Raw genomic sequence first — 26995 nt, 5'->3', positions numbered from 1 at the left:
TACCCGGAACCCTTTTGCGGAGAGACGGACCAAGACACGACCGAATGACCGACCTCACCGAAGCGTACCGACTGGACTACTTCGAGGAGGAGGGGTTCACTCGGACGGAGTGTTCCTCCTGTGGTGCGCACTTCTGGACCCGCGACCACGACCGCGAGCTGTGTGGGGAACCACCCTGCGAGGAGTACTCCTTCGTCGACGACCCCGGCTTCGACCGCGAGTACACCCTCGAAGAGATGCGAGAGGCGTTCCTCTCGTACTTCGAGGCCCACGACCACGAACGCGTCTCCCCGTACCCCGTCGCCGCGAACCGCTGGCGCGACGACGTGCTCTTGACGCAGGCGTCGATCTACGACTTCCAGCCACACGTCACCAGCGGGCAGTCCCCGCCGCCGGCGAACCCGCTGGCGGTGTCCCAGCCGTGTATCCGGATGCAGGACATCGACAACGTCGGCCGGACCGGCCGCCACACGATGGCCTTCGAGATGATGGGCCACCACGCGTTCAACGCCGACCCCGACACCGACTACGCCTACGAGGGAGAGGTGTACTGGAAAGACGAGTGTGTGGAGTTCTGTGAGGGGTTCTTCGCGGAGTTCGGCGTCGACCTCTCGGAGTTGACGTTCATCGAGGACCCGTGGGTCGGCGGCGGCAACGCCGGGCCGGCGTTCGAAGTGATCTACCGCGGTGCCGAGTTGGCGACGCTCGTCTTCATGTCGATGGAGCGAGACCCGGACGGGGAGTACGAGATGAAGGACGGCAACCGCTACACCCAGATGGATCGCCGGGTCGTCGACACCGGTTACGGGTTGGAGCGGTGGACCTGGATGAGTCAGGGGACGCCGACGGTGTACGAGGCGGTGTACCCGGAGGCGATCGAGTTCCTGAAGGACAACGCCGGGATCGAACACACCGACGAGGAGGCGGCGCTGATCAACCGCGCGTCGAAGCTCGCCGGGAAACTCGACATCGACGACGTGGAGGACTTCGCGGCGGCCCGCGCGGAGATCGCCGACGAACTCGACGTAGACGCCGACCGCCTGACGGAACTGTTGGAGCCGTTGGAGGACATCTACGCGGTCGCCGACCACTGCCGGACGCTGGCGTACATGTTCGGCGACGAGATCGTCCCCTCGAACGTCGGGACGGGGTACCTCGCCCGGATGGTGTTGCGCCGCACCAAGCGACTCGTCGACCGCGTTGGGATCGACGCGCCGTTGGACGAACTCGTCGACATGCAGGCCGAGCGGCTCGGCTACGAGAACCGCGACCTGATCCGCGACGTGGTGCGGACGGAGGTGCGCAAGTACCGCGAGACGCTCGAACGCGGCCGGCGGCGCGTCCGGCAACTCGCCGAGGAGTACGCCGACGCCGACGAGCCGGTACCGACCGAGGAGTTGGTGGAGCTGTACGACTCCCACGGGATCCAGCCGGACACCGTGGCGGAGATCGCGAGCGAGGAGGGGGCCGCCGTCGACGTGCCCGACGACTTCTACGGGCTCGTCGCCGAGCGCCACGACGCCGCGACCGGCGGGACGGCGACGAGCGAGCGCGACGAGCGGGTCGCGGAGTTGCCCGAGACGGACCGGCTCTACTACGACGACCAGGAGCGGACGGAGTTCGAGGCGGTCGTCCTCGACGTGTTCGAGCGCGCGGACGGCGACTTCGACGTGGTGCTCGACCAGACGATGTTCTACCCGGAGGGCGGTGGGCAGCCCGCCGACCACGGGACGCTCTCGACGGAGGAGACGACCGTCGACGTGACCGACGTGCAGATCCACGACGGGGTCGTGCTCCACCGGACGGACGCCGACCCGGGGACGGGCGAGTTCGTCCGCGGCCAACTCGACGCCGACCGCCGCCGGCGGCTGATGCGCCACCACACGGCGACACACGTCGTCGGCTACGCCGCTCGGCAGGTGTTGGGCGACCACGTCCGGCAAGCTGGCGCACAGAAGGGGGTCGACTCGGCGCGGCTCGACGTGACGCACTACGACCGGATCACCCGCACGGAGGTCGAGGAGATCGAACGCGTCGCGAACGAGCTCGTGCGCGAGAACGTCCCGGTGACGCAGTCGTGGCCCGGCCGCAACGAGGCGGAGGCGGAGTACGGCTTCGACCTCTACCAGGGTGGCATCCCCCCGGGCGAGGAGATCCGGGTCGTCGAAGTCGGACCGGACGTGCAGGCGTGTGGCGGGACACACGTCGCCCGGACGGGCGACCTGGGTGTGATCAAGCTGTCGACGACCGAGCCCGTCCAGGACGGGGTCGAGCGGCTGGTGTTCGCGGCCGGCGACGCGGCGATCGAGGCGACCCACCGCGAGGAGAACGCGCTGTACGAGGCCGCGGCCGTGTTGGACGTGGACCCGCTGGACGTGCCCGAGACGGCCGAGCGGTTCTTCACGGAGTGGAAGGAGCGCGGCAAGGAGATCGAGCGCCTGAAGCAGGAACTCGCCGAGGTGCGGGCGTCGGCGACCGGGGACACGGTCGACGTGGGTGACGCCGAGGCCGTCGTCCGACGTGTCGACGGCGACACGGAGGAGTTGCGGGCGACCGCGAACGCACTCGTCGAGGAGGGCACCGTCGCGGTGCTCGGCTCCGGCGCGGGCGGGTCGGCGACGTTCGTCGTCGGCGTCCCCGAGGGTGTCGGCGTCGACGCCGGCGAGGTCGTCGCAGAACTCGCGAGTCGCGTCGGGGGAGGCGGTGGCGGGCCGCCGGACTTCGCACAGGGCGGTGGACCGGACGTCGACGCCTTGGACGACGCGCTCGCGGCCGCACCGGACGTGTTGACCGCGGTCCGCGACGCCTGAGTGGAGAACGACGCGACTCACCACACGGAGCAGCCGATGCCAAACAGAACCACACGCGAGCGGATCGCGGACCAGTTGCGCGACGAGCCGGCGACGGCAGCGCAGTTGGCCGCGGCGCTGGAGGTGCCGGAGCCACAGGTGTACGGCCACCTCGAACACGTCGCCGCGTCCGTCGGCGACGGCGAACAGTTCCTCGTCGCCCCGCCGGAGTGTCGCGACTGTGGGTTCGACCGCTTCGACGACCCCGTCAACGACCCCTCACAGTGTCCGTCGTGTCGCAGCGGGAACCTCGCGCCGGCACGGTTCACCGTCGAACCCGCCGAGTGAGAAGGGGGCAGGTGAGCGGGCCGCCGTCGGGGTCGTCACGCTCGTCGGTGCCGTCTCGACTTCGTCGGTGTCTCCCCGCCCGTCGGTCTCGTCTCGCGTCAGGGCCAGTCGTCGCGCCCGGCGTCGTCCTCGAAGGGGTCGTCGGCCTCGCCGCCGACGGCCACGTCCCAGCCGGCCGCGTCGGCGGCCGTCTCGAGGTCGACGTACTCCCAGCCGACCGAGTCGGCGAGGTCGGCGTCCTCGTCCGTCGTCCCGACGAAGACGTGCCGGTCCGTGTCGAACTGCTCGCCGACGTTCTCCAGCGACTCGGCGACACCCCGTGGGCCGGAGAAGAAGTCCTGTCGCACCCGGTGTTTGCGGGTGAAGTTGGTGACGACGTACGTCGGCTTCTCGGAGACGACGCCGACGTACTCCGTCCACTTCCGTGCGTCGTTGAACACCGCGTTCGGGTCGGCGAGCGACTTCAACGCCTCCAACTCGAACGCGAGCGTCATGTCTGAGGAAGCTCCGCCGTCCATGCCACACGCTCGGCGCGAGCCGCCGAAAACGGTGTCGGTCCCGCCCGAATCGGACGAACCCGTCGCTCGGAGGTGTCGGGCCGTCACACGGGAACCGAGAGAGACGCGACCACCCCGGCCGCGAACCGGCCGCCTCAGGCGCGGACCGTCTCCGCTTCCGCCTCCTCCGCGGGCGTCTCGACACACGCGACCCGGTAGTACGTGGTGGCGACGACGATCTCGCCGGCTTCCAGCCCCGGCACCGGGCGCGTCTCGCCGTCCGCGAGCGTCCGTAGCGCACGACGTGTCGCGTCCGACAACTGGTCGACGTGCCGGACCGTCGTCTCCTCGGACACCTCCGCCGCTCGCTCCACCGTCAGGGTCGGGCCGTCGGATGTCACACGTTACCGTACTGCAAGATACTACTTGAATCTTCCCCCGCGTGAACGTGTCTCGGTACCCGGAGACGGCGGCGTGGTCGCGTGGTGGCGTGGACGGGGGGACTGGGTACTGACGGGTCGTTCCGACTGGTGAGAGAGACGAGATGGGGACGAACAGGCGCCGAGAGAAGGCGATGTCGACGGCGGAGCGCCGGTTACAGCAGGCCGTGGTCCACGAGTCGGTCGATCCCCTCGCGGAGACGCGCCTCGCTGGCGGCGTAGGAGATCCGGACGTACCCCGGCGCGCCGAAGGCGTTGCCGGGCACCGTGGCGACGTGGGCCTCGTCGATGGCGCGTTCCGCCCACGTCTGGTCGTCGTCGTCGACCGGGACCATCATGTAGAAGGCCCCTTCCGGCGGGTCCACCGCGACGCCGGCGTCCGCGAGTAGGTCGACGACGAGGTCGCGTCGCGCTTGGAAGGCGTCGACCATCTCCGCGACCGCCTCGTCGGTGTTCTCCAGCGCCTCGATCCCGGCCCGCTGGACGAAGTTCGTCGCACACGAGACGGAGTGTGAGTGGAGTTTCCCCGCCTCGCCGACCAGCGACCCCGTCGCGTGGAGGTAGCCGAGCCGCCAGCCGGTCATCGAGTACGCCTTCGAGAAGCCGTTGATCGTCACCGTGCGGTCGGCCATCCCGTCGAGACTCGCGAGACTCGTCTGCTCGCGGCCGTCGAAGGTGATCTCCCCGTAGATCTCGTCGGCGATCACCGCCACGTCGTGCTCGACGGCGATGTCACGTACGCCACGCAGCGCCGCCTCGGAGTACACCGCCCCGGTCGGGTTCGACGGCGTCGTGACGACGAGCAGTTCCGTCTCGTCGTCCACGGCGGCCGCCAGGTCGTCGAGTGCCGGCTCCAGGTCGAAGGAGGGAGCGGTGTCGACGTGGGTCGTCTCCCCGTCGGCCAGTTTCACCATCGGCTCGTAGGAGACCCACGCCGGGTCGAGTAAGACGACCTCGTCACCCGGGTCGACGAGCGACTGGACCGTCTCGTACAGTGCCTGCTTCGCGCCGGGGGTGACGATCACCTCGTCGGCGGTCGCGTCGATCCCGTCGCCACGGAGTTTCTCCGCGATCGCCTCCTTCAGTTCGGGAACGCCGTTCGAGGATGTGTAGCCGGTGTGACCGGCGTCCAACGCGGCTTTCCCCGCCTCGACGACGTTCTCGGGGGTCGGGAAGTCCGGTTCACCGACCGACAGGTCGACCACGTCGATCCCGTCGGCCTCCAACTCGGCCGCGCGATTACCGATCGCCAGCGTCGCGGACGGCTCCACCCGCCCGACGCGCTCGCTCGTCGCGAACTCGAAGGCAGCCGCGGCCTCGCCACCGTCCGTCGCGAGGAGATCGGATGCCGTCGTGTCGTCGGCCGGTTGCCGGTCGGCGTCCGTCGGGTGGTCGTCCTCGTGCGATTCAGACATCCTCGAGTGCCTCCAGCACGTCGAGTGCCGCGTCGACCGCCTCCGCACCCTTCTCGATCCGTTCGCGCGCTTCGGCACCGCTCTGTCCGGGGCCGGAGACGCCGAAGGTCACCGGCGTGTCGCGTTCGAGGCTCACCTCGGAGAGTTTCTTCGCGGCGGCGTCCGCGACCACCTCGTCGTGGTCCGTGTCACCGGTGACGACCGCGCCGATCACCGCGACGGCGTCGACGTCCGCCCGTCGTGCCAGCCTGTCGGCGACCAACGGCGTGTCGTACACCCCGGGGACCTCGACCTGCTCGACCACCGTCGCGCCGCGTTCGTCGGCCGCCCCGCGCGCCGACTCCGCCATCCGTTCGGTGACTGACGCGTTGAACTGCGCCACCACCAACCCGAGTGTTACGTCGCTCACGACCCACGGTCGTCACCGCGGAGACATAGGCGTACCGCTCGGTTCCGTACTCGCCGTGACCGACTCTGCCACCACTACACCGGAGTCCGCACGACCGCCTCCGTCTCACTCGCGTTCCCGTTCGCGCTCGTCTCCTCGATCGGCAGCGTCTGTCGTCTCCCGCGGCTCCGGTCCGTCGACATCGCGGCGGGCTCGCCGGCGGTACGCCTCGGCGTCTTCGACGCTCTCCGTCTCGAGGAGGCGGTCGAGTTTCCGCTCGAACTGCTGTTCGGTCAACTCGCCGCGAGCGTAGCGCTCTCGCAGCGTCTCCAACGCGTCCTTCGTCGACCCCCCGTCGGCCTCGTCGTGCTCCGTGCGTCGCCGTTCGCTCGTGTCGGCCGACTGCGAGTCACCGAGGTCGACCCAGTCGTCGGCGTCGGTGTCCTCGCCCGCGAGGATTCCGACGAGTGGAAGTACGACCGCGTACCCGACGATCAGGGCGGGGAGCCACCACTCCTGGCCGGTGAACAGCCCGGTCATCCAGACGCCGGTGACCAACAGTGAGACGATACCGGTGAGGTTGTCTCGGAGTCGGTCCAGTGCCGTCTCGTCGTCCATACCGGCGCAACGGCGAACCGTCTGTTAAAACCTCCCCCACGGTGTCGGAGATGTCGGCCGAGCCGGCGACCCAGTGGCGGGTGGATCACAAGATTCGTTACCGGTGCCACGCGAAGAGACGGCGATGAGTGACGACGGCACCGACGACGACGCCTCGGACGCGACGGTGGGCGCGGACGGTGCCGAGCGGTCCGGAGCGGCCGACGACGGTGCCGACTCGTCCGACACGGGGACGACACCCGCCGCCGACACTACCGACTCGTCTGGCGCAGAGACGACACCCGCCGGCGACGGTGCCGACCCGTCCGATGCAGACACGACGGCGGGCTCCTCGCTGTCGACCCGCCTCGGCACCGGCGGCCTCCTCGCCGGACGACTCCACCTCGTCGTCGGGCTGGTGGTGCTCGCCGCGTTGACACTGCGACTCGTCGGTCTCGGCGGACGCGTCTTCCACTGGGACGAGGGGCGTGTCGGCTACTGGATCCTCCGGTTCGACGCCACCGGCGAGTTCTTCTACCGACCGATCATCCACGGCCCGTTCCTCCCCGTCGTCGGCAACGCGCTGTTCGAGGTCCTGTCGCCGTCGGACTTCACCGCGCGGCTCCCTGTCGCGGTGTTGGGCGGGCTGCTCCCGGCGACCGCACTGCTCTTGCGTGACCGACTGTCGGACCGCGAGACGGTCGCCGTCGCCCTCGTGCTCGCGGTCGACCCGATCTTGGTGTACTACGGCCGGTTCATGCGGTCGGACGTGGTGGTGGCGACGTTCGCGTTCACCGCGTTCGCGCTGGCGGTGGCGGCCATCGACCGACGGAACGGGCTGTACGCTGTGCCGGCGGCCGCCGCACTCGCGCTGGCGTTCACCGCCAAGGAGAACGCGCTGGTGTACGTGCTCTGTCTCGTCGGCGCGGCGGTGCTGCTCGTCGACCACCGACTCGTCGCCGTCGCCTCGCGGACCGGCTCCGCCGTGGACGCGCTCGTCGACGCCGTCGTGTCGGGACTACGCGCCGCCGTGGCGTGGACGGCGGGCGGCCGACTCAGGGCGACCGTGGCCCGGCGCGTCGACCGCGACACGACCGCCGCGGCGGTCCACCTCGCGGTGTGGGTGCCGGTGGTGACCGTCGCGAGCGTGGCGACGTTCGTCGGCGTGGCGGCGTTCTTCTACGCGCCACGGCCGGAGTTGTGGCGGGCGCTGGGCGGCGCGGCGCCGCTGGCGCCGGTGGTAGAGGCCGCCACGTTCGGCGCGGCCGAGAAGTTCGTCGACAGTTGGGTGTCGGCCGGCGAGGGGAACCCGTACCCGGCGTTCGTCTGGGACCTCGTCGAGACGCTGGGATACGGCTCCGCGGTGGCGGTCGCGCTCGGCGTCGTTGGGTTCCTCGCGGACGGCTACGGCGGCCGGAACCGCCCGCTGGTCGCGTTCAGTACCTACTGGGCCGCCGTGTCGGTGCTCGGCTACCCCGTCGGAACGGACATCCAGGCGCCGTGGCTCGCGGTCCACGTCGTCGTCCCGCTGGCGATCCCTGCCGGGGTCGGACTCGTCCACCTGGTCGACAGACTCGACGGGGCGCTGGCCGCCGAGGACGGCGTCGCCGTCGGGCTCGCAGTGGTGGTGCTCGTGGCGGCGGGTGGCGGCGTCGCGGCGGCCAACGTCGACTACTGGAACGCCTCGACGCAAGAGGACGCCGCGATCCTCCAGTGGGCCCAACCCGCCAACGAGATCCAGCCCACACTCGAGCGCGTCCAGACCGTCGCACGACACAACGAGGGCCACGACGTGTTGTACGTCGGCACCTCCGTCCCACAGCGCGACGACACACGGCTGTGGGTCGCCAACGAGTCGCGACTGGACCGTGCACCACCCATCGCCTTCTGGCACAGTCGGCTCCCGATGCCGTGGTACCTCGAACGGGTCGACGCGAACGTCACCAGTACGCCACCAGACGCACGCTTCGACGACCTCCCGGCGGACCCACCGCCGGTCGTGGTCGCGTTCGACTGGGACCGCGAGGAGTTGGCGACGCGACTCGACGGCTACACGGCGTACGAACACCGGTACAAACTCCGCAACGAGGAGTTGGTGATCTTCGTCGAGGACGAGGCGTTGGCGGACGCACGGGACGCGTCGACCGCGGCGTGAACCACCGGGACCCCCGGCCGAAGTGACCTGCGTGGACGCACGAACGTGCACACCTCGACGGCGAGTTCGGCAACGTTTATGCACGACTCCGGCGAACCGCGAGGTGTGCAGGCGAGTTCCGCCCACACGCTGGGAGTCGTCGGCGGGGGACAGCTCGGTCGGATGCTCGCGGAGGCGGCCGCGCCACTGGGTGTCGACGTAGTCGTCGTCGACCCCACGCCGGGGTGTCCGGCCTCGCGAGTCGCCGACCAGATCGAGGGGTCGTTCGACGACGCGGCGGCGATCGACGAGCTGGCGCGTCGCAGCGACGCCGTCACGGTGGAGATCGAACTCGCGGACCCCGACGCGTTGGCGGAGGCGGCCGCGACACACGACACGCCGGTCCACCCGGACCCCGAGACGCTGCGGACGATCCGCGACAAACTCGTCCAGACGCGAACGTTCGACGAGGCGGGCGTCCCGCTCCCGGACTACCGAGCCGTCGAGACGGTCGACGACCTCAGCGAAGCGGTCGCGACGTTCGGCCGAGTGATGTGTAAGGCGCGGACCGGCGGCTACGACGGCCGCGGCAACGTCCCCGTGGGGCCGGACGACGACCCCGCCGAGCGACTCGCGGCGGTGGGTGCAGACACCGACGGGGCGGGTGCCGTCGCCGAGGCGTTCGTCGACTTCGACCGGGAGCTGTCCGTGATCGGCGTCGTCGGCGACGGCGAAGTGCGGACGTACCCGCCGACGGAGACGATCCACGAGGACGAGATCCTCCGGGAGACGCTCGTCCCGGCACGGACGAGCGACGCGGTGGCCGAGCGGGCCCGCGCGGTCGCACGCGACGTGCTGGAAGTGCTGGAGGGTCGCGGCGTCTACGGGATCGAGTTGTTCGAGACGAGCGACGGGGAGATCCTGCTGAACGAGGTCGCGCCACGACCACACAACTCGGGGCACTGGAGTATCGAGGGTGCTCCCGTCTCGCAGTTCGAACACCACGTGCGTGCCGTGCTCGGCCTCCCGTTGGGCGAGACGGAGCCACGGGCGCCGACGGCGACCGCGAACCTCCTGGGCGGCGAGGCGTTGGCGACGGTCGCCGACGGGCGGCCCGCCGTCGTCGGCTTCGACACCGGCGCCGCGGCGGACGTGCGCGCGAACGGCGCCGGAGACGGCACCGGCGAATCGGCGGCCGACACTCGCGACTCCGAGAACGGTCCCGACGGCTCGGTGGACGACACCGGCGTCGTCCTCCGTGGTGTCGACGACGTGCTCGCGGCGAGTGACGCCGGCTTCCACTGGTACGGGAAGCGGGCAGTCTACCCGCTCCGGAAGGTGGGCCACGTCACCGTCTCGCGCTCGGACCTCCCCGAGGCCGTCCTCTCGGAGGCCCGCGAGTTGGCCGACGGCCTCCGCTTCGACCCCGTCGCCGAGGCCGACGAGTAGGAGACGGTACCCCCGACACAGGACACTCGAACCGGACGATACGACCGAGAGGGGAGTCGAACGACCGACCACCGCGGACACACACCACACGAGACACAGATGACGACAGTCGACGACCTGATCGACCGACTCGAATCGGAGGCGGCAGCAGACACCGACCCGGCGACGACGCCCGACGTGGGCGTGATCATGGGGTCGGACTCGGACCTCGACACGATGCAGGGGGCGTTCGACGCGCTCGACCGATTGGGGTTCGCCGAACAGACCGACTTCCACGACCCCCCGGAGGAGCGGTTCAGCTACGAGACGTACGTCGTCTCGGCACACCGCACACCCGACCTGATGGCGACGTACGGGCAGACGGCCGGCGACCGCGGACTCGACGTTGTGATCGCCGGTGCCGGCGGGAAGTCCGCCGACCTGCCGAACGTCACCGCGTCGTTCGCCTACCCGGTACCGGTGATCGGTGTCCCCGTCCAAGAGAAGTCCGTCGACTCCGTGATCGGGATGCCGACCGGCGCGCCGCTGGTCGCCGTCGACGCCGGGAAGTCGTTCAACGCGGCGCTGTCGGCAGTCCAAGTGTTGTCGCGCGAGCACGCGGAACTGCGCGAGCGACTGGTGGCGTACCACGACGAGTTGCAGGGCGATGTGGCGGACGTGTCGCGACGGCTCCACGACGGGGGAGTCGAGAGGTTCCGCGCCGGTGAGGACTCCCACGGCGGCGAAGACTGACGACCGCGACATCGCGGACGGGAATCGACCGTGGGACCGTCGAAACCCCCGAGGTGAAGCGCTTATGTAGTCCCCTCACCAAGCCCGACACACTACGGAGCACCCGGTATGAGTTCATGGATAGCAATCGGCGCGTTGGCGGTCGTCGGCGTGGGCATCCCCCTCGGGATGATGGCCGCGTCGTGGGTCATCCGGCCGAGCGTGCCGGAACAGGGGAAACGGAGCACGTACGAGTCCGGCGAGGTGCCGACGGGCGAGGCGACGGGCATCCAGTTCAACATCCAGTACTACATGGTCGCACTGTTGTTCGTCGTCTTCGACATCGAGACGGTCCTCGTGTTCCCGTGGACGGTGATCTACCAGTCCGCACTGGAGGCGGGCGTGGGGTTGGCGACGATCCTGCTCCCGATGCTCGTCTTCATCGGCGTCCTGGTCGTCGGACTCGTCTGGGCCTGGCGGCAGGGCGTCGTCGAGTGGGCCTCGAGTCCGCGTGCCACCCGCAACCGAATCGAGCGTAACACATGAGTAGCGAGAATCAACCCTTCGTCACAGACGACACCGAGGTACTGACAGACACCCGCGACGCCCGGATGACGGGGTCGGGGGAGGACAACCGGTTCAACTCGAAGCTGCGAGAGGCGTTCGGCTCCTCGCCGTTCATCCTCACCAAGTTCGACAAGTTCATGAACTGGGTGCGGGGGTCGTCGATGTTCATGCTGCAGTTCGGGATCGCCTGTTGCAGCATCGAGATGATGCACACCTACTCCTCGAAACACGACCTCGACCGGTTCGGGTCCGGCGTCCCGCGGGCGTCGCCGCGACAGGCGGACGTGATCATCGTCCCCGGGACGGTCGTCTCGAAGTTCGCGCCGCGGATGAAGCGCGTGTACGACCAGATGCCGGAGCCGAAGTTCGTCGTCGGGATGGGGTCGTGTACCATCTCCGGCGGGCCGTTCCAGGACGGGTACAACGTCGTCAAGGGTGCCGAGGAGGTCATCCCGGTCGACATCCACGTACCCGGGTGTCCCCCGCGGCCGGAGGCGCTCGTGTACGGCGTCACCAAACTGCAGGAACGGATCGCCAACGGGGAGTCGGCACCGGTGACGGTGAAGCCGTACGAGTTGGAACAGTTCGGCGACTTGGACCGCGACGAGATCGTGGAGCAGCTCGCCGACCAGATCGACGAGGAGGACCTCGTCATGCGGTACAACTGGGCAGACAGCCCCTGATCGAGTATGAGTCTCGAAGACCCACGCGATCCGGAGACGGACGCCACGACCGTCCAGCGATCCGAGGCGGAGCTGGAGACGCTCCTCGGTGACCTGGTGATCGGCCGCGACGACCACGTGAACGCGCCCGGATTCGTCGTCCGGCCAGACGCCGTCCAGGACACCCTGGAGCGACTGCGCACGCAGGCGGGGTACGACCACTGTTCGTGTGTCACCGCACAGGAGTACGAGGACCGCTACGAGACGATCTACCACCTCAAGAAGTACGACGACCCCACACAGGAGGTGAGTGTCGTCGTCCCGACGGACAGCTACGACCCCGTCAGCGAGTCCGCCGCGGGGCAGTACCGCACGGCGGACTGGCACGAGCGGGAGGCGTACGACCTCGTCGGCATCGAGTACGAGGACCACCCGGACCTGCGTCGACTGCTCCTGCCGGAGACGTGGCAGGGTCACCCGCTGTCGTTGGACTACGACCAGGACCGGCCGCAGATCGTCCCGATGCGGGAACACGCGAACCCGCTGCAGGCGGACCACGAGGGCGACGGGGACACGATGTTCCTCAACATCGGGCCCCACCACCCGGCGACCCACGGCGTGCTCCACCTGAAGGCGACGCTCGACGGCGAGCAGGTCGCGGACGTGGAGCCGGACATCGGCTACATCCACCGCTGTGAGGAGCAGATGTGTCAGCGGGGCACCTACCGTCACCAGATCATGCCGTACCCGGACCGGTGGGACTGGGGCGGTGCCGGGATCACGAACGAGTGGGCGTACGCGCGTGCGGCCGAGCGGCTCAACGACATCGAGGTGCCGGAGTACGCGCAGGTGATCCGGACGATGGCCGCCGAGTTGAGCCGGATCCTCTCGCACCTGTTGGCGACGGGGGCGTACGCGCTCGACATCATCGGGGACTTCACGGCGACGTTCATGTACGCCATCAGCGACCGCGAGGTCGTCCAGAACATCCTCGAGGACCTGACCGGCCAACGGCTGATGTTCAACTACTTCCGTCTGGGTGGTGTCGCGTGGGACCTGCCGGAGCCGCGCGAGGAGTTCTTCGAGAAGATCCGGTCGTTCCTCGACGACCTGCCCCAGCGGCTGGCGGAGTACCACAACCTGCTCACCTCGAACGAGATCATCCAGGTGCGCGCCGTCGACACCGGGGTGCTCCCGCCGGAGGAGGCGAAGTCGTACGGCTGTACCGGTCCGGTCGCACGCGGATCGGGGATCGACTACGACCTCCGTCGCGACGACCCGTACGGCTACTACGACAACCTCGACTGGGACGTCGCCGTCGAGGACGGCTGCGACAACTTCAGTCGCCTGCTCGTCCGACTGCAAGAGGTCGAGGAGTCCGGGAAGATCATCGAGCAGTGTGTCGACCTGCTGGAAGACTGGCCTGAGGAGGACCGCACGGTCCAGTCGAACGTCCCCCGCACCCTGAAGCCGGAGGCGGACAAGGAGATCTACAGCGCCGTCGAGGCCGCGAAGGGTGAACTCGGGATCTACATCCGCTCGGACGGCTCGAACAAGCCGGCGCGGTTCAAGATCCGCGGCCCGTCGTTCTCGAACCTCCAGTCGCTCCCGGTGATGGCCGAGGGTGGCCACATTCCGGACCTGATCGCGTCACTCGGCAGTCTCGACACGATCATGGGCGACGTGGACCGCTGACGACGGCGCCCGTTCCGTTCTGTCCGTTTCGTTCGCTCGTCACTCTGTCCGCTCGGGAGGCTCCGTTCTCTCGTCACTCTGTCCGCTCGGACGTGTTCGAGCCGCGCCGACCGACCACTCGGAGTCCCGTCGGCGTCACTCGACGTCCCAGCCCCGGACCCGTGCGACCCGGCGGCCGGAGCCCCCGAGAAACCGGCCAGCGGGCGCCTGTGCCCGCCGGAGTGGGGCGATTGAGAAGTCTTATGTGGCGTCTCTCCAAGTACCGACCAGATGGCTCTCACTGTAGCGCACGCGTCGCTCGGTCTCCGAGCGAACCGAACCGCACCGACCGATGGCACGGTCGTCGACGGGGGAGCATGACACCGCTGCAGCTCCCCGACATCATCGGCGGGTTCCTCCCCGTCGGTGGGCTGGCCGGCGAGCTGTTGAGCGCGCTGATCGGCGCGTTCCTGATCGCCAACTTCCTGCTGGTCAACACGGCCGTCGCGGGGCCGTGGGCCAAACGGAAGATCACGGCGGCGTTCACCGACCGGATCGCCGTCACAGAGGTCGGACCGTTCGGGTTGCTCGCGATCGTCGCCGACGCCGTCCGGCTGCTGTCGAAAGAGTTGATCGTCCCCGAGGGAGTCGACCGCCCGGCGTGGGACCTGGCGCCGATGCTGATCCCGTTCTCGGCGCTGCTCGGGTTCGCCGTGATCCCGATGGGCAACGGCGTGCAGTTGGCCGACCCCGAGACGGGGCTGGTGTTCGCGTTCGCGGCCTCGTCGATCGCCTCGCTGGGGCTGATCATGATGGGGTACTCGTCGAACAACAAGTACTCGCTGCTGGGCGGGTTGCGGGCCGTGGCGGCGAACATCGCCTACGAGATCCCGCTGGTGATCACCGCCGCGTCGGTGGTGTTGTTCACCGGCACCCTCCAGATGAGCGAGATCGTCGCGGCTCAGACGAGCGCACTGGTGTCGGTCGGTGGCGTCTCCGTCCCGCAGTGGTTCGCGTTCGTCAACCCGTTCGCGTTCGCGCTGTTCCTGTTGGCGAACCTCGCGGAGGTCGGTCGCAACCCGTTCGACCTGCCGGAGGCGCCGACGGAGATCGTCGCCGGCTACCAGACGGAGTACTCCTCGGTGTACTTCGTGTTGATCTACCTGGGCGAGTTCATCCACATCTTCCTGGGTGGTGCGCTGGCGGCGGTGTTGTTCCTCGGCGGCGGCTCGGCGCCGATCTCGGCGCTGTCGTTCGTCCCGGGGTTCGTCTGGTTCACGGTGAAGATGTGGGGCTTTTACCTGTTCACGCAGTGGGCCCGCTCCGCCGTGCCGCGGCTCCGTCCCGACCAGTTCATGGACGTGGGCTGGAAGGGGATGTTGGTGTTGTCGTTCGCGAACCTGGTCCTCACGGCCGTGATCGTGGGGGTGCTCGCATAACATGATCGGTGTCCTCAAATCGATGGCCACGACGATGAAGCACGCACTGGACGGAGAGACGTTCACCGTGGAGTACCCGGACACGGCGCCGGAGGTCAGTCCCCGGTTCCGTGGCGTCCACAAGTTCTCACAGGAGCGGTGTATCTGGTGCCGGCAGTGTGAGAACGTCTGTCCGAACGACACGATCCAGATCGTCCAAGACGACATGCGCAACGGGGAGCAGTACAACCTCCACATCGGACAGTGTATCTACTGCCGGCTGTGCGAGGAGGTGTGTCCCGTCGACGCCATCCTGCTCACCCAGAACTTCGAGTTCACCGCGGACACGAAAGACGAGTTCGTCTACAACAAAGAGCAGCTGAAGAACGTCCCCTGGTACAAGGGGATCGACCCGCTGGAGTCGCGGGAGCCGGACCGCGGCGCCTGGATCGGCGAGGGCGACGGCGAAGTCGACTACCAGTGACCGCGTAGCCCGGTCGTCGGCCGTGCCGTCGAGCGGCGGTGGTCGCAGAGTCGTCTCCCGACTGCCTCTCTTCTCTCTCGGTGGTGACTCGTCTCAACCTCGTGAGAGTCGACTCACTACGCGCCGAGAGACGGAGTGTCGTCGACCCGCGACGGGTGACGGGCCAGTAGTCGGGACAGACGGACACCGGCGCGTGTCACTCGTCGACCGCCGACGCGAAGAACAGTCGTTCGAGTGTCCGTAACTCGCCCTCCTCGTCGCGGGCGGGTTCGGTACAGGCGGCTTCGAGCGCGGCCTCGTGTTCGGCACCGAGTTCCAGAATCTCGTCGGCGACGTCGTCGGGGTCCAGATCGGGTGGGTAGTCGTCGCCGCGTTCCGTGTAGTAGTACAACACCGGTCCGTCGGCGTCGTGCCCGAGGAACGCCGCCTCCGTGCGGACGTTCTCGGCCGCGAGTCCACGTTCGAACAGTGTCGTCCGGTCCGTCAGGGAGTCGAAGTGCTCCCGGAGCGTGTCGAGTGCCTCCGGGTCCACACGACGACTCGCGAGGATGGCCTCTGGCACGGGGGAACCGGGCGTCGTGTCCCTATTGAATCTTGTGTCGAGGGCGACGAGACCGTGTGTGGCCGCCGGAGTGGTGCCACCCGACCACGAGACTCACTACCGTCTGGCACCTACCGAGGGTGTGGTCACACCGCTGGAACTCGGCGTCGTCGCCGTCGCCTTGGTCGCGCTCGTCGTCGCCTACCGACTGCTGAAGGCCGCGAAGACGCTGGCGATCAACGCGATCCTCGGCGTCGTCGTCTTGATCGTCGCGAACCTGCTCGGCGCGGGCGTCGAACTGTCGTTGGTCGCCGTCGCAGTGTGTGCACTCGCCGGCGTCCCCGGCGCGATCCTCGTGATCCTCCTGTCACTGTTGGACGTAGCGTTCGTCGCCGCGACACTCCCGCTCGTGTGAGCCACTCGTGGATCGGACAGAGAACGGTCGTGTCTGTCGTCGTCCTCCCGCGTCGCTCACCGGCGTGAAGAGGTCACCGTCACTGGATCTGGTCGTCGTACTCGTCGGCAGACAGCAGGTCGTCGCGTTCGCTCTCGTCGCTCGGCTCGATCTCCAGCATCCACCCGTCGCCGTAGGGGTCCTCGTTGACGAGTTCGGGGGTGTCGAACAGCGCCTCGTTGATCGCCACCACCTCGCCGGAGACCGGCGCGTACAGGTCCGAGACCGCCTTGATCGACTCGATGACGCCGAACTCCTCGCCCGCGGTGACCGTGTCGCCCTCGTCCGGGAGTTCGACGAACACCACGTCGCCGAGTTCGTCCTGTGCGAACGAGGAGATGCCGACGCGGTAGGGTGCGTCGTCGGTGAGGTACTCGTGCGACTCGAGGTAACGACGGTCGGTAGGTACGTCGAAGCTCACACCGTGTCCGTCGGGCGTGGCCGTGGTGTAGCTGTCGGTTGCGGCCCACTCGTCGGCGACGCGGTGTCGTCCGACCGAGACGCGTCCCGTGCCTCAGTCGTCGCCGAACGGCGGGCGGACGACCTGCGCGCGCTTCTCCTGGCCGCGGACGACGACGTTGACGTGGGTCCCGGGGTCGGCGTGACTCGTCGGGAGGTAGCCCAGGCCGACGGCGCGCTCCAGCGTCGGCACCTTCGTCCCGCTCGTGACGGTGCCGATCACGTGGCCGTCGTCGTCGGTCACGTCGTAGCCGTGACGGGCGACCCCGCGGTCCAACAGCTCCAGTCCGACGAACGTCTCCGTCGGCTCCGTGGCGTCGGCGAGCGCGTCGCGGCCGACGAACTCCGTGTCCAGATCGACCGCGAAGCCGATGCCGGCCTCGAAGGGTGTCCGCGGCTCCTCTTCGGGGTGGAAGTCCTGGCCGGACAGCAGGAACCCCTCCTCGATGCGGAGCGTGTCGCGAGCGCCGAGCCCACAGGGCTGGGCCTCGTCGAAGGCACCCCAGACTGTCTCGGCGGCCTCCCACGGACAGAGTAGTTCGAACCCGTCTTCGCCGGTGTACCCCGTCCGCGCGAGCCAACACTCCGTGTCCGCGACCGTCGTGTAGCCGGCGTCGAACCGCCCGAACGTCTCCGTGTCGACCGAGGCGACGGCGTCGACGAGCGCGGGGGCCTCCGGCCCCTGGACGGCGAACATCGCCCAGTCCTCCGTGGCGTTGCGGACCGTCGCGTCGAGATCGTGCTCGTCGCGGTAGTCGACCCAGCGGTCGTGTGTGTCGCCGTCGTTGCCTGCGTTCGGGACGAACAGGTACGCGGTCGCGTCCAGTTCGTCGGCGCGGTCGTCCGGCAGTCGGTAGACCACGGTGTCGTCCAGCATGACGCCGTCCTCGCGGACGAGCGCGCTGTACTGTGCCTCGCCCGGGTCGAGAGCCGTCACGTCGTTCGTCGTCAACCGCTGCAACAGGGTCGTCGCGTCCGGGCCGGTGACCTCGATCTCACCCATGTGCGAGACGTCGAAGATCCCGACGGACTCGCGGACGGCTTCGTGTTCGGCGCTGATCGAGTCGAACTCCACCGGCATGTCCCAGCCGCCGAACTCGGTGAACTTCGCACCGCGGTCGGCGTGGGTCTCCCGGAGGGGCGGCGTGCGTAGACTCATCTCCTCGGGCTTGCGGTGGGGCGGTCTTCACTCCACCGGGTTCCCGTGGCAGAGTGGCGCCCCGCCCGGAGTCGGTCGAGGCAGTCGGCCGCTCACCCGTCTCGGCTGGCCCTCGACTCACCCGTCTCGACCGGCTGTCCGTCCACCCATCTCGACCGGCCGTCTGCCCACCCATCTCGACCGGCCGTCTGCCCACCCATCTCGACCGGCCGTCCGTCCACCCATCTCGACCGGCCGTCTGCCCACCCATCTCGACCGGCTGTCCGTCCACCTATCCCGGTCGGCGGATGGAGCGGAGACGACCACCGTTAACTCCACCGCGGCCCTGTCTCGGCCGTGACACTGGATCTCGACGGACGGGTGGCACTGGTGACCGGCTCGGCGACCGGGATCGGTCGCGGGTTCCTGTTACGGTGTGCACGTGCCGGCGCGGACGTGGCAGTCCACTACCACACGAGCGACGCCGAGGCGGCGGCGACCGCCGAGGAGGCCCGCGAACTGGGCGTCGACGCGACCACGGTGCAGGCCGACGTGACGGACCCAGACGCGGTCGAGACGCTGTTCGAGACGGTCGAGACGGAGCTGGGGGCCGTCGACGTGCTCGTCAACAACGTCGGCGACTTCGCGCCGACTCACTGGGCCGAGATGGACGTGGCGACGTGGCGGCGCGTGATGCAGACGAACGTCGACGCGACGTACCTCTGTTGTCGCCGCGCGGTGCCGGCGATGCGAGAGACCGGCTGGGGGCGGATCGTCAACGTCGGCTACGCCGGCAGCGAGAAGGGACTGGTCAACGCGGAGAACGCGCCGTACTTCCTCGCGAAGACGGGTGTGGTGATGTTCACGCGGATGCTCGCGGCCGACACCAGCGAGGACGGGATCACCGTCAACGCCGTCTCGCCGTACGTCGTCGAGACCTCCGACGCCTTCCCCGAGGACGCCCCACGCGGGCGGTGGGCGTCGGTCGAGGATCTCGTCGCCGTCCTCGAGTTCTTCCTCTCGGAGCGGGCCGCCTACGTCTCCGGCGAGAACGTCGAAGTCGACGGCGGCTACCTCCCCGAGTCGGTGTGAGTCGGCAGGGGAACGATCCGGGTCGGCGGGCGAGCCCGCCGTGGCGAGACGGTCCGAGTCGCCAGGTGAGACACGACGCAGTCGCTGGCGAGTCGACGAACGGCAGAAGGCCGTGGGCGTTACTGGACGAGCAGGTTCTCGCCGCGCTCGACGACGATCCGACACGGCGGCGACATCTTGTTGTAGGCACGACGGAACGCCTCCTTGACCTCGCTGGCCTGGTCCACGTCACAGTAGGCCGTGAACACGGTCGCGTTGGCGTTCATCCGGGCGGCGGTGCCGACCGGCTTCCCGAACGCCTGCCGCATCCCGTCGGAGACACGGTCGGCCCCGGCACCGGTCGCCTGCTTGTTCTCCCGGAGCACCTGGTGGGGGAACTTCCGGAGGATCATCTTGTAGTTACCCTCGCCGAGTTCCTTGATCAGGTGGCGGTTGGCCGACAGCCGCGCGGACTCCAGGGAGTCGTGGCGGATCTGGACCTCTTCCTCGACCTCCAGGGAGATCTGGACGGGGTAGTCGTCCGCGTCCGCCTGCAGGTCGCCCATCTTGTGCTGTGCGATCTTCGAACCCGGGATGCCCGTGATGTACTCGCGTCGCGTGTACGCGGGCTTGTCGATGTCCCGGTACATGGAGGCTGGTTTGTCTGCCATGGTTACTTGCCGTGGTGAAGGCCCGTTCCGCGAATAAAGCCTTCGAACCACACCGCGGCCACCCCCGCCGTCGGCCGTCTCGACCGCCGGGAGCCCGGTCGGCGAGCGGCCGCCGTTCAGGTCGTCGAGAACCCGTCGTCGGTGTCGGCCCCACGAACGCCCCGAGCGGTCACTGCGCCTCGCCGTCGCCCCCGCTCTCGGCGTCTCCGGGATCACCGCCGCCGTCGGACGGCCCGGTGTCGTCGGACGAATCGGTGCCGTCGGACGATCCGGTGTCGTCGGCAGACGGCGTCGGCGGGTCGAGCGCGACGTGGTCGAACCCCGCCTCGGCGAGCAGGTCGGCCGCACGGTCCGTCACCGACGGCGCGACGAGGACGCCACGGACCCTGGGGTCGTCGTCCGGGCCGTCGGGGGCGTCGTCGACGTGCGGTGGCACCGGGTCGCCGTCGGAGTCGTCGGTAGTGTCGCCGTCCGAGTCGTCGACGGACTCCGCGTCGACGCCAGACCCGCCCGAGTCGTCGACTTCCACACGGCGCCCCCGGCGTTCGCGTCGCAGCGCGTCGACGTACCGCCGGAGTTGCCCGACGGCGTCGGGTCCGACGCGTCGCCGCTTGAGTTCGACGACCGTCGGGCGCCCGTCCGCGTCCCGGCCGAACACGTCGACGGCACCCGCCGCCGTCTCGCGTTCGGTCGCCGTCGGCGTGAACCCCGCCTCGACGAGCGACGGCTCGTCGACGACTCGCCGTTTCAGGTCCGCCTCCGTCCCCGCGACCGCCACCTGCCGACGACCGCTGACCGGGTACGCGACGAGGTGGTCGACGGCCGCGAACCGCACGTCCAGCCGCTCGTCGGGGTTCTCGCGGCGGCTACGGAGCCGCAGGCGGCCGTCCCGTACTGCCGCGTGGTGTGTCGAACCCGGGGGCTGCCAGTTCACCGGTTCGTGACCCTCGTCGGTGTGGACCAAGGCGGTGCCGTCGGGCTTGAGCACCACCAGTCGCCGCCCCTCGCCGAGCGAGGAGGTCGCACGGCCGTCGTACTCGACCGTACACGGGCCGTACACCGTCACCACGTCGCCGCGGTCGAACGCCGCCTCCAGTTCCCACAACGCCTCGCGGTGGGCCGGCTCGTGCAGCGTCACTGGCGTCACTACCGATCGTTGGGTCGCCCGGCGAATAAGCGACTCGTCCGTGTCCGTCCGCTGTGACGCTCGTCCCCGGTGTCTGGCTGTCAGGCGTCCTCGCGAGCGCTCGCCAGCGTCTCGCGGGCCTCCGCGGCGAGTCGCTCGGCGCGGTCGGGGTCGCTCGACTCGGCGTACACGCGCAGTTTCGGCTCCGTGCCGGACTCGCGGACGAGCACCCACGCGTCGCCGTAGTCGAGCCGGAACCCGTCGGTCGTCTGCGGCTCCGCGTCGGCCGTCTCGGCGTACCGTTGTGCGGCCGCCAGCATCGCCGTCCGCTCCGTCTCGTCGTCGTACCCCACGTTCGCGCGGACCGTGTGGTAGTCCGTGTACGGCTCGATCACCGCCGAGACCGGCTCGGCGCGCTCGGCGAGCAACTCCAAGAACTTCCCGGCGACGTACGCCCCGTCCCGCGAGAGGCGATAGTTCGGGAAGAACACGCCGCCGTTCCCCTCGCCCGCGACCGGGACGGAGGCCCCGTCGGCCCACAGCTCCCGAACGCGCGTGACGAGGTTGGTCGCGCCGATAGGCGTCAACGACAGCTCCGCGCCGACGCGGTCACACACGTCGACCAACCGCTGGGAGACGTTCACCGCCGAGACGGCCGTGTCGCCGGGTGACAGCGCCCGCTCGGCCAACGCCGCCAGCGAGGCGTCCCCGGAGACACACGTCCCCGTCTCGTCGACGAACACCGCGCGGTCGGCGTCGCCGTCGTGTGCGATCCCCACGTCGGCGTCGCTCGTCCGGACGAGCCGCGCGAGGTCCGTCAAGTTCTCCGGCACCGGCTCCGAGGGCCGCCCGGGGAACCGGCCGTCCGGCTGGGCGTTCACCGTCACCACGTCACAGCCGAGTTCGCGGAACAGCCGCGGCGACGTGTGTGCGCCGGCACCGTGGCCGGGATCGAGAGCGACGGTCAACCCGGCGTCTGCGATCGCCGCGCGGTCGAGTTCGGCGAGTAACTCCGCCACGTACTCGTCCCCGGCGTCGTCGACGCCAGTACGGGTGCCGAACGCGTCCCACGCCGCCGTCCGCGTGTCGTCCGCGAGGAGTCGTTCCTCGACCCGTTCCAACTCGGCGACCGGCAGCCCGCTCCCGTCCGGGCCGATCAGTTTCACGCCGTTGTACTCCGGCGGGTTGTGGGACGCGGTGATCTGGACGCCCGGGACCGCCTCTACGTCGCAGTACCGGACGGTCGCCGGCGTCGGCTCGACGCCGAGTCCGACCACGTCCGTCCCCGTCGCGGTGATCCCGGCCGCGGCCGCGTCGGCGAACGTCTCGCCGGTGGTCCGGGTGTCTCGTGCGACGGCGACCCGGTCGGCCTCCCAGACGGCCGCAGCCGCACGGGCGACTCGGAGGACGAACTCGGGGGTGAACTCGGCACCCACCTCGCCGCGTGTCCCGCTCGACCCGAATACCTGCATTCGAGAGTCTCTGGTTCCGGCGGCGACGTAACCTTTCCGAACCGGCCGCGACGGCGGGCGACCTAACCTTTCCGAACCGGCCGCGACGGCGGGCGGCGTACCCGTTCCGAACCGACCACGACGGGAGACGCGACTCGCGGTCGTCGGGAACGGAGACCGCGGAGTGCCGACTCCGCGGAGAGAGAACGGGACCGCGACAGGCCGGGTGGGAGTGGGAGCGGGAGTGTCCCGGCCCGACACGGCGGATGGGCAACGGGCCGTCGCCGCGTCGTGCGGTCCCGGACAGCTGGCGGGATCGATCCCGCGACCCGCGAACCGAACCGGCGTCGGACCCGGAGCGGTCCGTGCGGTCACGCTGGGGGTCGTGACCGCGGGTGCCGACCGCCGGGCAGCGGTCGGCGTGAAGCGGCTCGGATCGCGGCGTTCGTATCGCAGACGCCTACACCTATCAAAGATTCGGTCGCGTTATCGCTCCCGAGAGCCGCTGGGGCAGTCGTGTGGCTTCTTGTGGCCGTCGGCCGAACCGCCGACCGTGTCTACGAGTGACCTCCTGGCGGGCGAGCACGAACCGGACTGGGACACGGGTGTCGACGGGACGGTCGCGGTCGCGGTCGTCGGCCTCGGCGGCTACGCACGCGGCGTCTCCCTGCCCGCGCTCGCGGCCGGCGGGTACACGACTGTCGGCGCGGTCGTCAGCGGTGACCCGGAGAAGGCGGCGACGGTCGCCGACGAGTACGGCGCGACGGCGTTGACGTACGACGACTACGCGGCTGGCGAGGCGACCGACGCGTACGACGCCGTCTACGTCGCGACGCCGAACCGCGACCACCTCCAGCGTGTCGAGACGGCGGCCGCCCACGGCCGTCACGCGATCGTCGAGAAGCCGCTCGACGCGACCAGCGAGCGAGCGGCCGCCGCCGTCGACGCCTGCGAGGCCGCCGACGTGCGGCTGATGACCGCCTACCGGATGCAGACGGACCCGGTGATCCGCCGGCTCCGGACGGCCGTAGACGACGGGTTCGTCGGCGACGCGGTGAAGCTGTTCGGCGACTTCACGTTCCCCGTGTTGCGCGGCTCGGCGGGCCCGGACCAGTGGCGGCTCGACCCACACCTCGCTGGCGGCGGCGCGCTGTACGACGTGGGCGTCTACCCGCTCAACACGGCCCGGTTCCTGTTGGACGCCGATCCGGTCGCCGTCTCCGCGACGCTCCAGGGTGGGAACCCGCGTGCCGACGGGGACGGGAGCGACGCCGGCGGCGCCGGCGCTGCGCGTGACGACCACCAGTCCACTGCGGACCCCTTCGTGGGCGTCGACGAACACACGCACTTCCAGGTCTCGTTCCCCGACGGCGTGGTCGGGAACTTCTCCGCGAGTTTCACGGGGCACGCGACGGCGGCACTCGAGGTGATCGGCACCGCGGGACGCGTCCGAATCGAGGACGCCTTCCAGCCGGGCCGGGACCGCGTCGTCCGCGTCGAGCGTGGCGAGGAGACCGTGACGCTGGAGGGTGTCGGAGGCGACGAGACGCGCGCCGAGTTCGACTACTTCGCACACGCGATTCTCGCCGACGAACCCATCGAGCCAGACGGCCACGACGGGCTCGTCGACCTACACGTGCTGGAGGCGGTCCTCGACGCCGCGCACCGCGGCGAACGGGTGTCTGTGCCGGAACGAGAGACGTGACACTCGGGTCCCGTAGAGCGGGTGGACGGAGTGAGGACTCGGAGTGTGGAAGGCGAGGAGTGGGAGGCGGACGAGGCGGTCGTGCGTCGCGACGGGCCCAGTCACGACGCACCGGGTGGCGTCGGTGTGGCGTGGGTTCGATGCCGATCAACGACGAGAAAAGCGTCGTCTCTCGGCAACGAGTAGTGAGGCGCCGTCCATCATAAAACCACTGCTCGCGGAGACTGGAGCGACCCGCCGGTGAGCGTCGTGTCGAGGGGCGGTCGGCCGACTCGACCGCTCCGGGGTGCTATATAGTCGTTGGGACGACCAAAGTGCTATACCGACTCCCGCCGTGGCGACGAGTATGGGACAGGTACGGGCCGACGACCTGCTCGGTGGTGCAGACGGTGTCCTCACCGGCCCGCGGCGACTGTTCAGACCGCACCCGCTCGGCGATCCGGGCGACGAGATCGTCGCGGCCGACGGCGAGGACACGGTCGTCGGGCGACTCGTCGACGTCTCCGAGGTACCGCTCGCGCACCTCGACGTGGCACCCGAGATCAGAGAACGACTCTGTACCGAGTTGACCGACCGTCGGACGGTCTACGTCCACGAGGTGGTCGCACGCGGCGACGCCGGCCGGGCGAGCGCGGAGGAGACGGAGTAGTCGACGCACGGAGAGAACGTCCAGTGGCCGACCCGCGGAGAGAACGTCCAGTGGCCGACCCGCGGAAACGGTCATACGCGTCGGAGTCGTACCCCGTCGTGTGGCGTACCACACCTACGACGTCGAGCGCGCGGACGCACTGGAGGACCCCGACCGGTTCCGGTACTGTTCCGTCGAGGAGTTGGTGAGTCCGCTCGCCGCTCCCGAGACGGCGACGGTCGCGGACCTCGGCTCGGGGACCGGGTTCTACACGGACGCACTGGCGACACACGTCGATTGCGTGGAGGCAGTGGACGTACAGGCCGCGATGCACGACCGCTACCGCGAGAAGGGTGTCCCCGAGAACGTCCGGCTCGTCACCGCGGAAGTCGGCGATCTCCCGTTCGCGGAAGACTCGCTCGACGCCGCCGTCTCGACCATGACGTTCCACGAGTTCGCGACGGACGCGGCGCTGTCGGACCTCGCGCGTGTCGTCCGCCCGGGCGGGCGGGTCGTCACCGTCGACTGGTCGCGGCACGGGTCGGGGGAGTCTGGCCCGCCACGCGCCGAGCGGTTCGGTGCGGGCGACGCGGCGACGTTCTTCGCGGACGCCGGCTTCACCGTCGAACGGGCGACGGAACGCACGGAGACGTTCCTCGCCGTCGCGCGGCGGTAGCTCGTCCGAGAGCCGCGCGTCGCCGAGTCACCGAGCGTCACGGTGTCGAGTCGGGAGCCACCCGTCGCCAGAACCCCCGACGGATTGCCCCCACCGTGACGGCCTCGGTGCGTGGGTGTCTCACCACGAGGCGTGAGCGACTACGTCCACCTCAACCTCTTCACGATGAACGCGGTCGAGCACGTCTCGCCCGGCTCGTGGCGACACCCCGGCGACCGGTCGGCGGAGTACACAGACCGCGAGTACTGGACCGAGGTCGCCCGGACGGCCGAGCGCGGCGGGTTCGACGCGGTGTTCTTCGCCGACGTGCGCGGTGTCTACGACGTGTACGGCGACGACCGCGAGACGGCCGTCGAACGGGCGGTCCAGACCCCTGCGAACGACCCGACGTACCTCGTCCCCGCGATGGCCGAGGTGACCGACGAGTTGGGGTTCGCGGTGACGCGCTCGACGACGTACCAACACCCGTACGAACTCGCGCGCCAGTTCTCCACGCTGGACCACCTCACCGACGGGCGCGTCGCGTTCAACGTCGTCACCTCCTACCTGGAGTCGGCCGCGATCAACCTCGGCCTCGACGAGCGGATGGACAAGCAGACACGCTACGACCGCGCCGACGAGTTCCTCGACGTCTGTTACGCGCTGTGGGAGGACTCCTGGGACGAGGACGCCGTCGTCCGCGACGCCGACCGCGGCGTCTACACGGAGCCGGACGGCGTCCACCGGATCGACCACGAGGGGGAGTTCTTCGACGTCCCCGGTCCACACGGCTGTGAACCGTCGCCACAGCGGACGCCGGTGGTGTTCCAGGCCGGCTCCTCGGAACGCGGGCGAGAGTTCGCGGCGCGCAACGCGGAAGCGGTGTTCTGCTCGCAGCCGACCGAGGAAGGTGTCCGCGAGTACGTCGAGGACCTGCGGGAGCGGGCCGCCGACTACGGGCGCGACCCGGACCGGCTCGCCTTCTTCCCCGGGATCGTCCCGGTTGTCGGCGAGACGACCGCCGCCGCGGAGGCGAAGTACGAGCGTCTCCGCAACGGGGTCGACGTGGAGGCGACGCTGGCACTCCTGTCCGGGTTCCTCGACATGGACCTCTCGGAACTGGACCCCGACCAGAAGATCGACCACATCGAGACGGACGCGATCCAGGGGACGATGAACGCCTTCACCCAGTCGGACCCGGATCGCGAGTGGACCGTCCGCGAGGTCGCGGAGTTCTCCGGGCTCGGCACCACCTCGCCGGTCGTCGTGGGCGACCCGACGGAGGTCGCCGACGAACTCCAACGGTGGGTCGCGGAGGTCGGCGTCGACGGGTTCAACGTGAAGGAGGTGGTCCGCACCGGGAGTCTCGACGACTTCGTCGAACTCGTGACACCCGAACTCCGCGAACGGGGGCTGCTCCCGCCCCACGACGCAGACACACTCAGGGGCACCCTGTTCGGCGACGGCCCGCGGCTCCCCGAGACACACCCCGCTCGGCGGTGACGTGGGGACCACGGGACTGC

Annotated in this window: 27 protein-coding genes; 16 read left to right on the top strand and 11 right to left on the bottom strand. The window is 69.5% G+C overall.

The genetic code is table 11. The annotated features are described in order from the left end of the window. Window positions 1-44 precede the first annotated feature (44 nt). Together alaS and RYH80_RS12420 are read left to right on the top strand one after the other, a co-directional pair. Window positions 45-2810, top strand: a complete 2766-nt coding sequence (alaS, locus tag RYH80_RS12425; protein ID WP_370904195.1) for an alanine--tRNA ligase — start codon at window positions 45-47, stop codon at window positions 2808-2810. A gap of 36 nt (window positions 2811-2846) precedes the next feature. Then, a complete protein-coding gene (locus RYH80_RS12420; RefSeq protein ID WP_370904194.1) occupies window positions 2847-3137 on the top strand; it encodes a transcriptional regulator in 291 nt (96 codons plus the stop codon). A gap of 98 nt (window positions 3138-3235) precedes the next feature. On the opposite strand, the gene RYH80_RS12415 is transcribed toward RYH80_RS12420, so the two are convergent. The 5 genes from RYH80_RS12415 to RYH80_RS12395 all read right to left on the bottom strand — a co-directional run bounded on the left by RYH80_RS12415 (window position 3236) and on the right by RYH80_RS12395 (window position 6495). Beyond that, complete coding sequence (locus RYH80_RS12415) at window positions 3236-3655, bottom strand: DUF7124 domain-containing protein (RefSeq protein ID WP_370904193.1); 420 nt, start codon at window positions 3653-3655, stop codon at window positions 3236-3238. A 134-nt stretch (window positions 3656-3789) separates the two neighbouring features. After that, the gene (locus RYH80_RS12410) at window positions 3790-4035 is read right to left on the bottom strand and encodes a DUF7979 domain-containing protein (protein WP_370904192.1); all 246 of its coding nucleotides are present in this window, start codon (window positions 4033-4035) and stop codon (window positions 3790-3792) included. Window positions 4036-4229: 194 nt separating this feature from the next. Then, complete coding sequence (locus RYH80_RS12405) at window positions 4230-5489, bottom strand: pyridoxal phosphate-dependent aminotransferase (RefSeq protein ID WP_370904190.1); 1260 nt, start codon at window positions 5487-5489, stop codon at window positions 4230-4232. Further along, window positions 5482-5898, bottom strand: coding sequence for a 6,7-dimethyl-8-ribityllumazine synthase (ribH, locus tag RYH80_RS12400; protein ID WP_370904189.1), 417 nt, complete (start codon window positions 5896-5898; stop codon window positions 5482-5484). The genes RYH80_RS12405 and ribH overlap by 8 nt, the downstream gene beginning before the upstream one ends. A 105-nt stretch (window positions 5899-6003) precedes the next feature. Next, the gene (locus RYH80_RS12395; RefSeq protein WP_370904188.1) at window positions 6004-6495 is read right to left on the bottom strand and encodes an SHOCT domain-containing protein; all 492 of its coding nucleotides are present in this window, start codon (window positions 6493-6495) and stop codon (window positions 6004-6006) included. 124 nt (window positions 6496-6619) lie between these two features. Here RYH80_RS12395 and RYH80_RS12390 point away from each other — a divergent pair, with 124 nt between their 5' ends. The 8 genes from RYH80_RS12390 (at window position 6620) to RYH80_RS12355 (ending at window position 15573) form a co-directional block, all read left to right on the top strand. Continuing rightward, on the top strand, window positions 6620-8629 hold the full coding sequence (locus RYH80_RS12390) for a flippase activity-associated protein Agl23 (protein ID WP_370904187.1): 2010 nt from the start codon (window positions 6620-6622) through the stop codon (window positions 8627-8629). Between the two features lie 78 nt (window positions 8630-8707). Beyond that, window positions 8708-10057 (top strand): 5-(carboxyamino)imidazole ribonucleotide synthase, encoded by a 1350-nt coding sequence (locus tag RYH80_RS12385; protein WP_370904186.1) that lies wholly within the window; start codon window positions 8708-8710, stop codon window positions 10055-10057. A 99-nt stretch (window positions 10058-10156) separates the two neighbouring features. Beyond that, window positions 10157-10789, top strand: a complete 633-nt coding sequence (gene purE, locus RYH80_RS12380) for a 5-(carboxyamino)imidazole ribonucleotide mutase (protein ID WP_370904185.1) — start codon at window positions 10157-10159, stop codon at window positions 10787-10789. A 108-nt stretch (window positions 10790-10897) separates the two neighbouring features. Then, a complete protein-coding gene (locus RYH80_RS12375) occupies window positions 10898-11314 on the top strand; it encodes an NADH-quinone oxidoreductase subunit A (RefSeq protein ID WP_370904184.1) in 417 nt (138 codons plus the stop codon). Beyond that, on the top strand, window positions 11311-12018 hold the full coding sequence (locus RYH80_RS12370; RefSeq protein WP_370904183.1) for an NADH-quinone oxidoreductase subunit B: 708 nt from the start codon (window positions 11311-11313) through the stop codon (window positions 12016-12018). The genes RYH80_RS12375 and RYH80_RS12370 overlap by 4 nt, the downstream gene beginning before the upstream one ends. Before the next feature lie 6 nt (window positions 12019-12024). After that, complete coding sequence (locus tag RYH80_RS12365) at window positions 12025-13692, top strand: NADH-quinone oxidoreductase subunit D (RefSeq protein WP_370904182.1); 1668 nt, start codon at window positions 12025-12027, stop codon at window positions 13690-13692. Between the two features lie 356 nt (window positions 13693-14048). Next, window positions 14049-15110 (top strand): complex I subunit 1/NuoH family protein, encoded by a 1062-nt coding sequence (locus RYH80_RS12360; protein ID WP_370904181.1) that lies wholly within the window; start codon window positions 14049-14051, stop codon window positions 15108-15110. Window position 15111: 1 nt separating this feature from the next. Beyond that, complete coding sequence (locus RYH80_RS12355; protein WP_370904180.1) at window positions 15112-15573, top strand: NuoI/complex I 23 kDa subunit family protein; 462 nt, start codon at window positions 15112-15114, stop codon at window positions 15571-15573. A 196-nt stretch (window positions 15574-15769) separates the two neighbouring features. Here RYH80_RS12355 and RYH80_RS12350 read toward each other — a convergent pair whose 3' ends face one another. Further along, window positions 15770-16135: a DUF6176 family protein gene (locus tag RYH80_RS12350; protein WP_370904179.1), complete on the bottom strand. Its 366-nt coding sequence runs from the start codon at window positions 16133-16135 to the stop codon at window positions 15770-15772. 121 nt (window positions 16136-16256) lie between these two features. On the opposite strand from RYH80_RS12350, the gene RYH80_RS12345 reads away from it, so the two are divergent. Beyond that, entirely contained in the window at window positions 16257-16529 is a 273-nt protein-coding gene (locus RYH80_RS12345; protein WP_370904178.1) for a pro-sigmaK processing inhibitor BofA family protein, read from the top strand. A 79-nt stretch (window positions 16530-16608) separates the two neighbouring features. Here RYH80_RS12345 and gcvH read toward each other — a convergent pair whose 3' ends face one another. After that, window positions 16609-16989 carry a glycine cleavage system protein GcvH gene (gene gcvH / locus RYH80_RS12340; protein WP_370904177.1) on the bottom strand — a complete coding sequence of 127 codons (381 nt, stop codon included), beginning with the start codon at window positions 16987-16989 and terminating at the stop codon, window positions 16609-16611. Window positions 16990-17082: 93 nt separating this feature from the next. Then, window positions 17083-18186, bottom strand: a complete 1104-nt coding sequence (gene gcvT, locus RYH80_RS12335; protein ID WP_370904176.1) for a glycine cleavage system aminomethyltransferase GcvT — start codon at window positions 18184-18186, stop codon at window positions 17083-17085. 336 nt (window positions 18187-18522) lie between these two features. On the opposite strand from gcvT, the gene RYH80_RS12330 reads away from it, so the two are divergent. Next, window positions 18523-19257, top strand: coding sequence for an SDR family NAD(P)-dependent oxidoreductase (locus tag RYH80_RS12330; RefSeq protein WP_370904175.1), 735 nt, complete (start codon window positions 18523-18525; stop codon window positions 19255-19257). Between the two features lie 119 nt (window positions 19258-19376). On the opposite strand, the gene RYH80_RS12325 is transcribed toward RYH80_RS12330, so the two are convergent. From RYH80_RS12325 to glmM, 3 genes are all read right to left on the bottom strand, one after another. Further along, window positions 19377-19907 carry a 50S ribosomal protein L16 gene (locus RYH80_RS12325; protein ID WP_370904174.1) on the bottom strand — a complete coding sequence of 177 codons (531 nt, stop codon included), beginning with the start codon at window positions 19905-19907 and terminating at the stop codon, window positions 19377-19379. Window positions 19908-20076: 169 nt separating this feature from the next. Next, window positions 20077-21054 (bottom strand): endonuclease NucS, encoded by a 978-nt coding sequence (gene nucS, locus RYH80_RS12320; protein ID WP_370904173.1) that lies wholly within the window; start codon window positions 21052-21054, stop codon window positions 20077-20079. Window positions 21055-21134: 80 nt separating this feature from the next. Beyond that, a complete protein-coding gene (gene glmM / locus RYH80_RS12315) occupies window positions 21135-22505 on the bottom strand; it encodes a phosphoglucosamine mutase (RefSeq protein ID WP_370904172.1) in 1371 nt (456 codons plus the stop codon). 532 nt (window positions 22506-23037) lie between these two features. On the opposite strand from glmM, the gene RYH80_RS12310 reads away from it, so the two are divergent. The 4 genes from RYH80_RS12310 (at window position 23038) to RYH80_RS12295 (ending at window position 26975) form a co-directional block, all read left to right on the top strand. Next, complete coding sequence (locus RYH80_RS12310) at window positions 23038-24189, top strand: Gfo/Idh/MocA family protein (RefSeq protein ID WP_370904171.1); 1152 nt, start codon at window positions 23038-23040, stop codon at window positions 24187-24189. A 346-nt stretch (window positions 24190-24535) separates the two neighbouring features. Continuing rightward, window positions 24536-24838 carry a hypothetical protein gene (locus RYH80_RS12305; protein ID WP_370904170.1) on the top strand — a complete coding sequence of 101 codons (303 nt, stop codon included), beginning with the start codon at window positions 24536-24538 and terminating at the stop codon, window positions 24836-24838. 100 nt (window positions 24839-24938) lie between these two features. Next, window positions 24939-25493, top strand: a complete 555-nt coding sequence (locus RYH80_RS12300) for a class I SAM-dependent methyltransferase (protein WP_370904169.1) — start codon at window positions 24939-24941, stop codon at window positions 25491-25493. Between the two features lie 132 nt (window positions 25494-25625). Beyond that, a complete protein-coding gene (locus RYH80_RS12295) occupies window positions 25626-26975 on the top strand; it encodes an LLM class flavin-dependent oxidoreductase (protein WP_370904168.1) in 1350 nt (449 codons plus the stop codon). The last annotated feature ends 20 nt before the right edge of the window (window positions 26976-26995 follow it).

This window comes from Halobaculum sp. MBLA0147 (assembly GCF_041361345.1).
GTDB lineage: Archaea > Halobacteriota > Halobacteria > Halobacteriales > Haloferacaceae > JAHENP01.
This window is presented reverse-complemented; position numbering and strand designations above follow the sequence as displayed.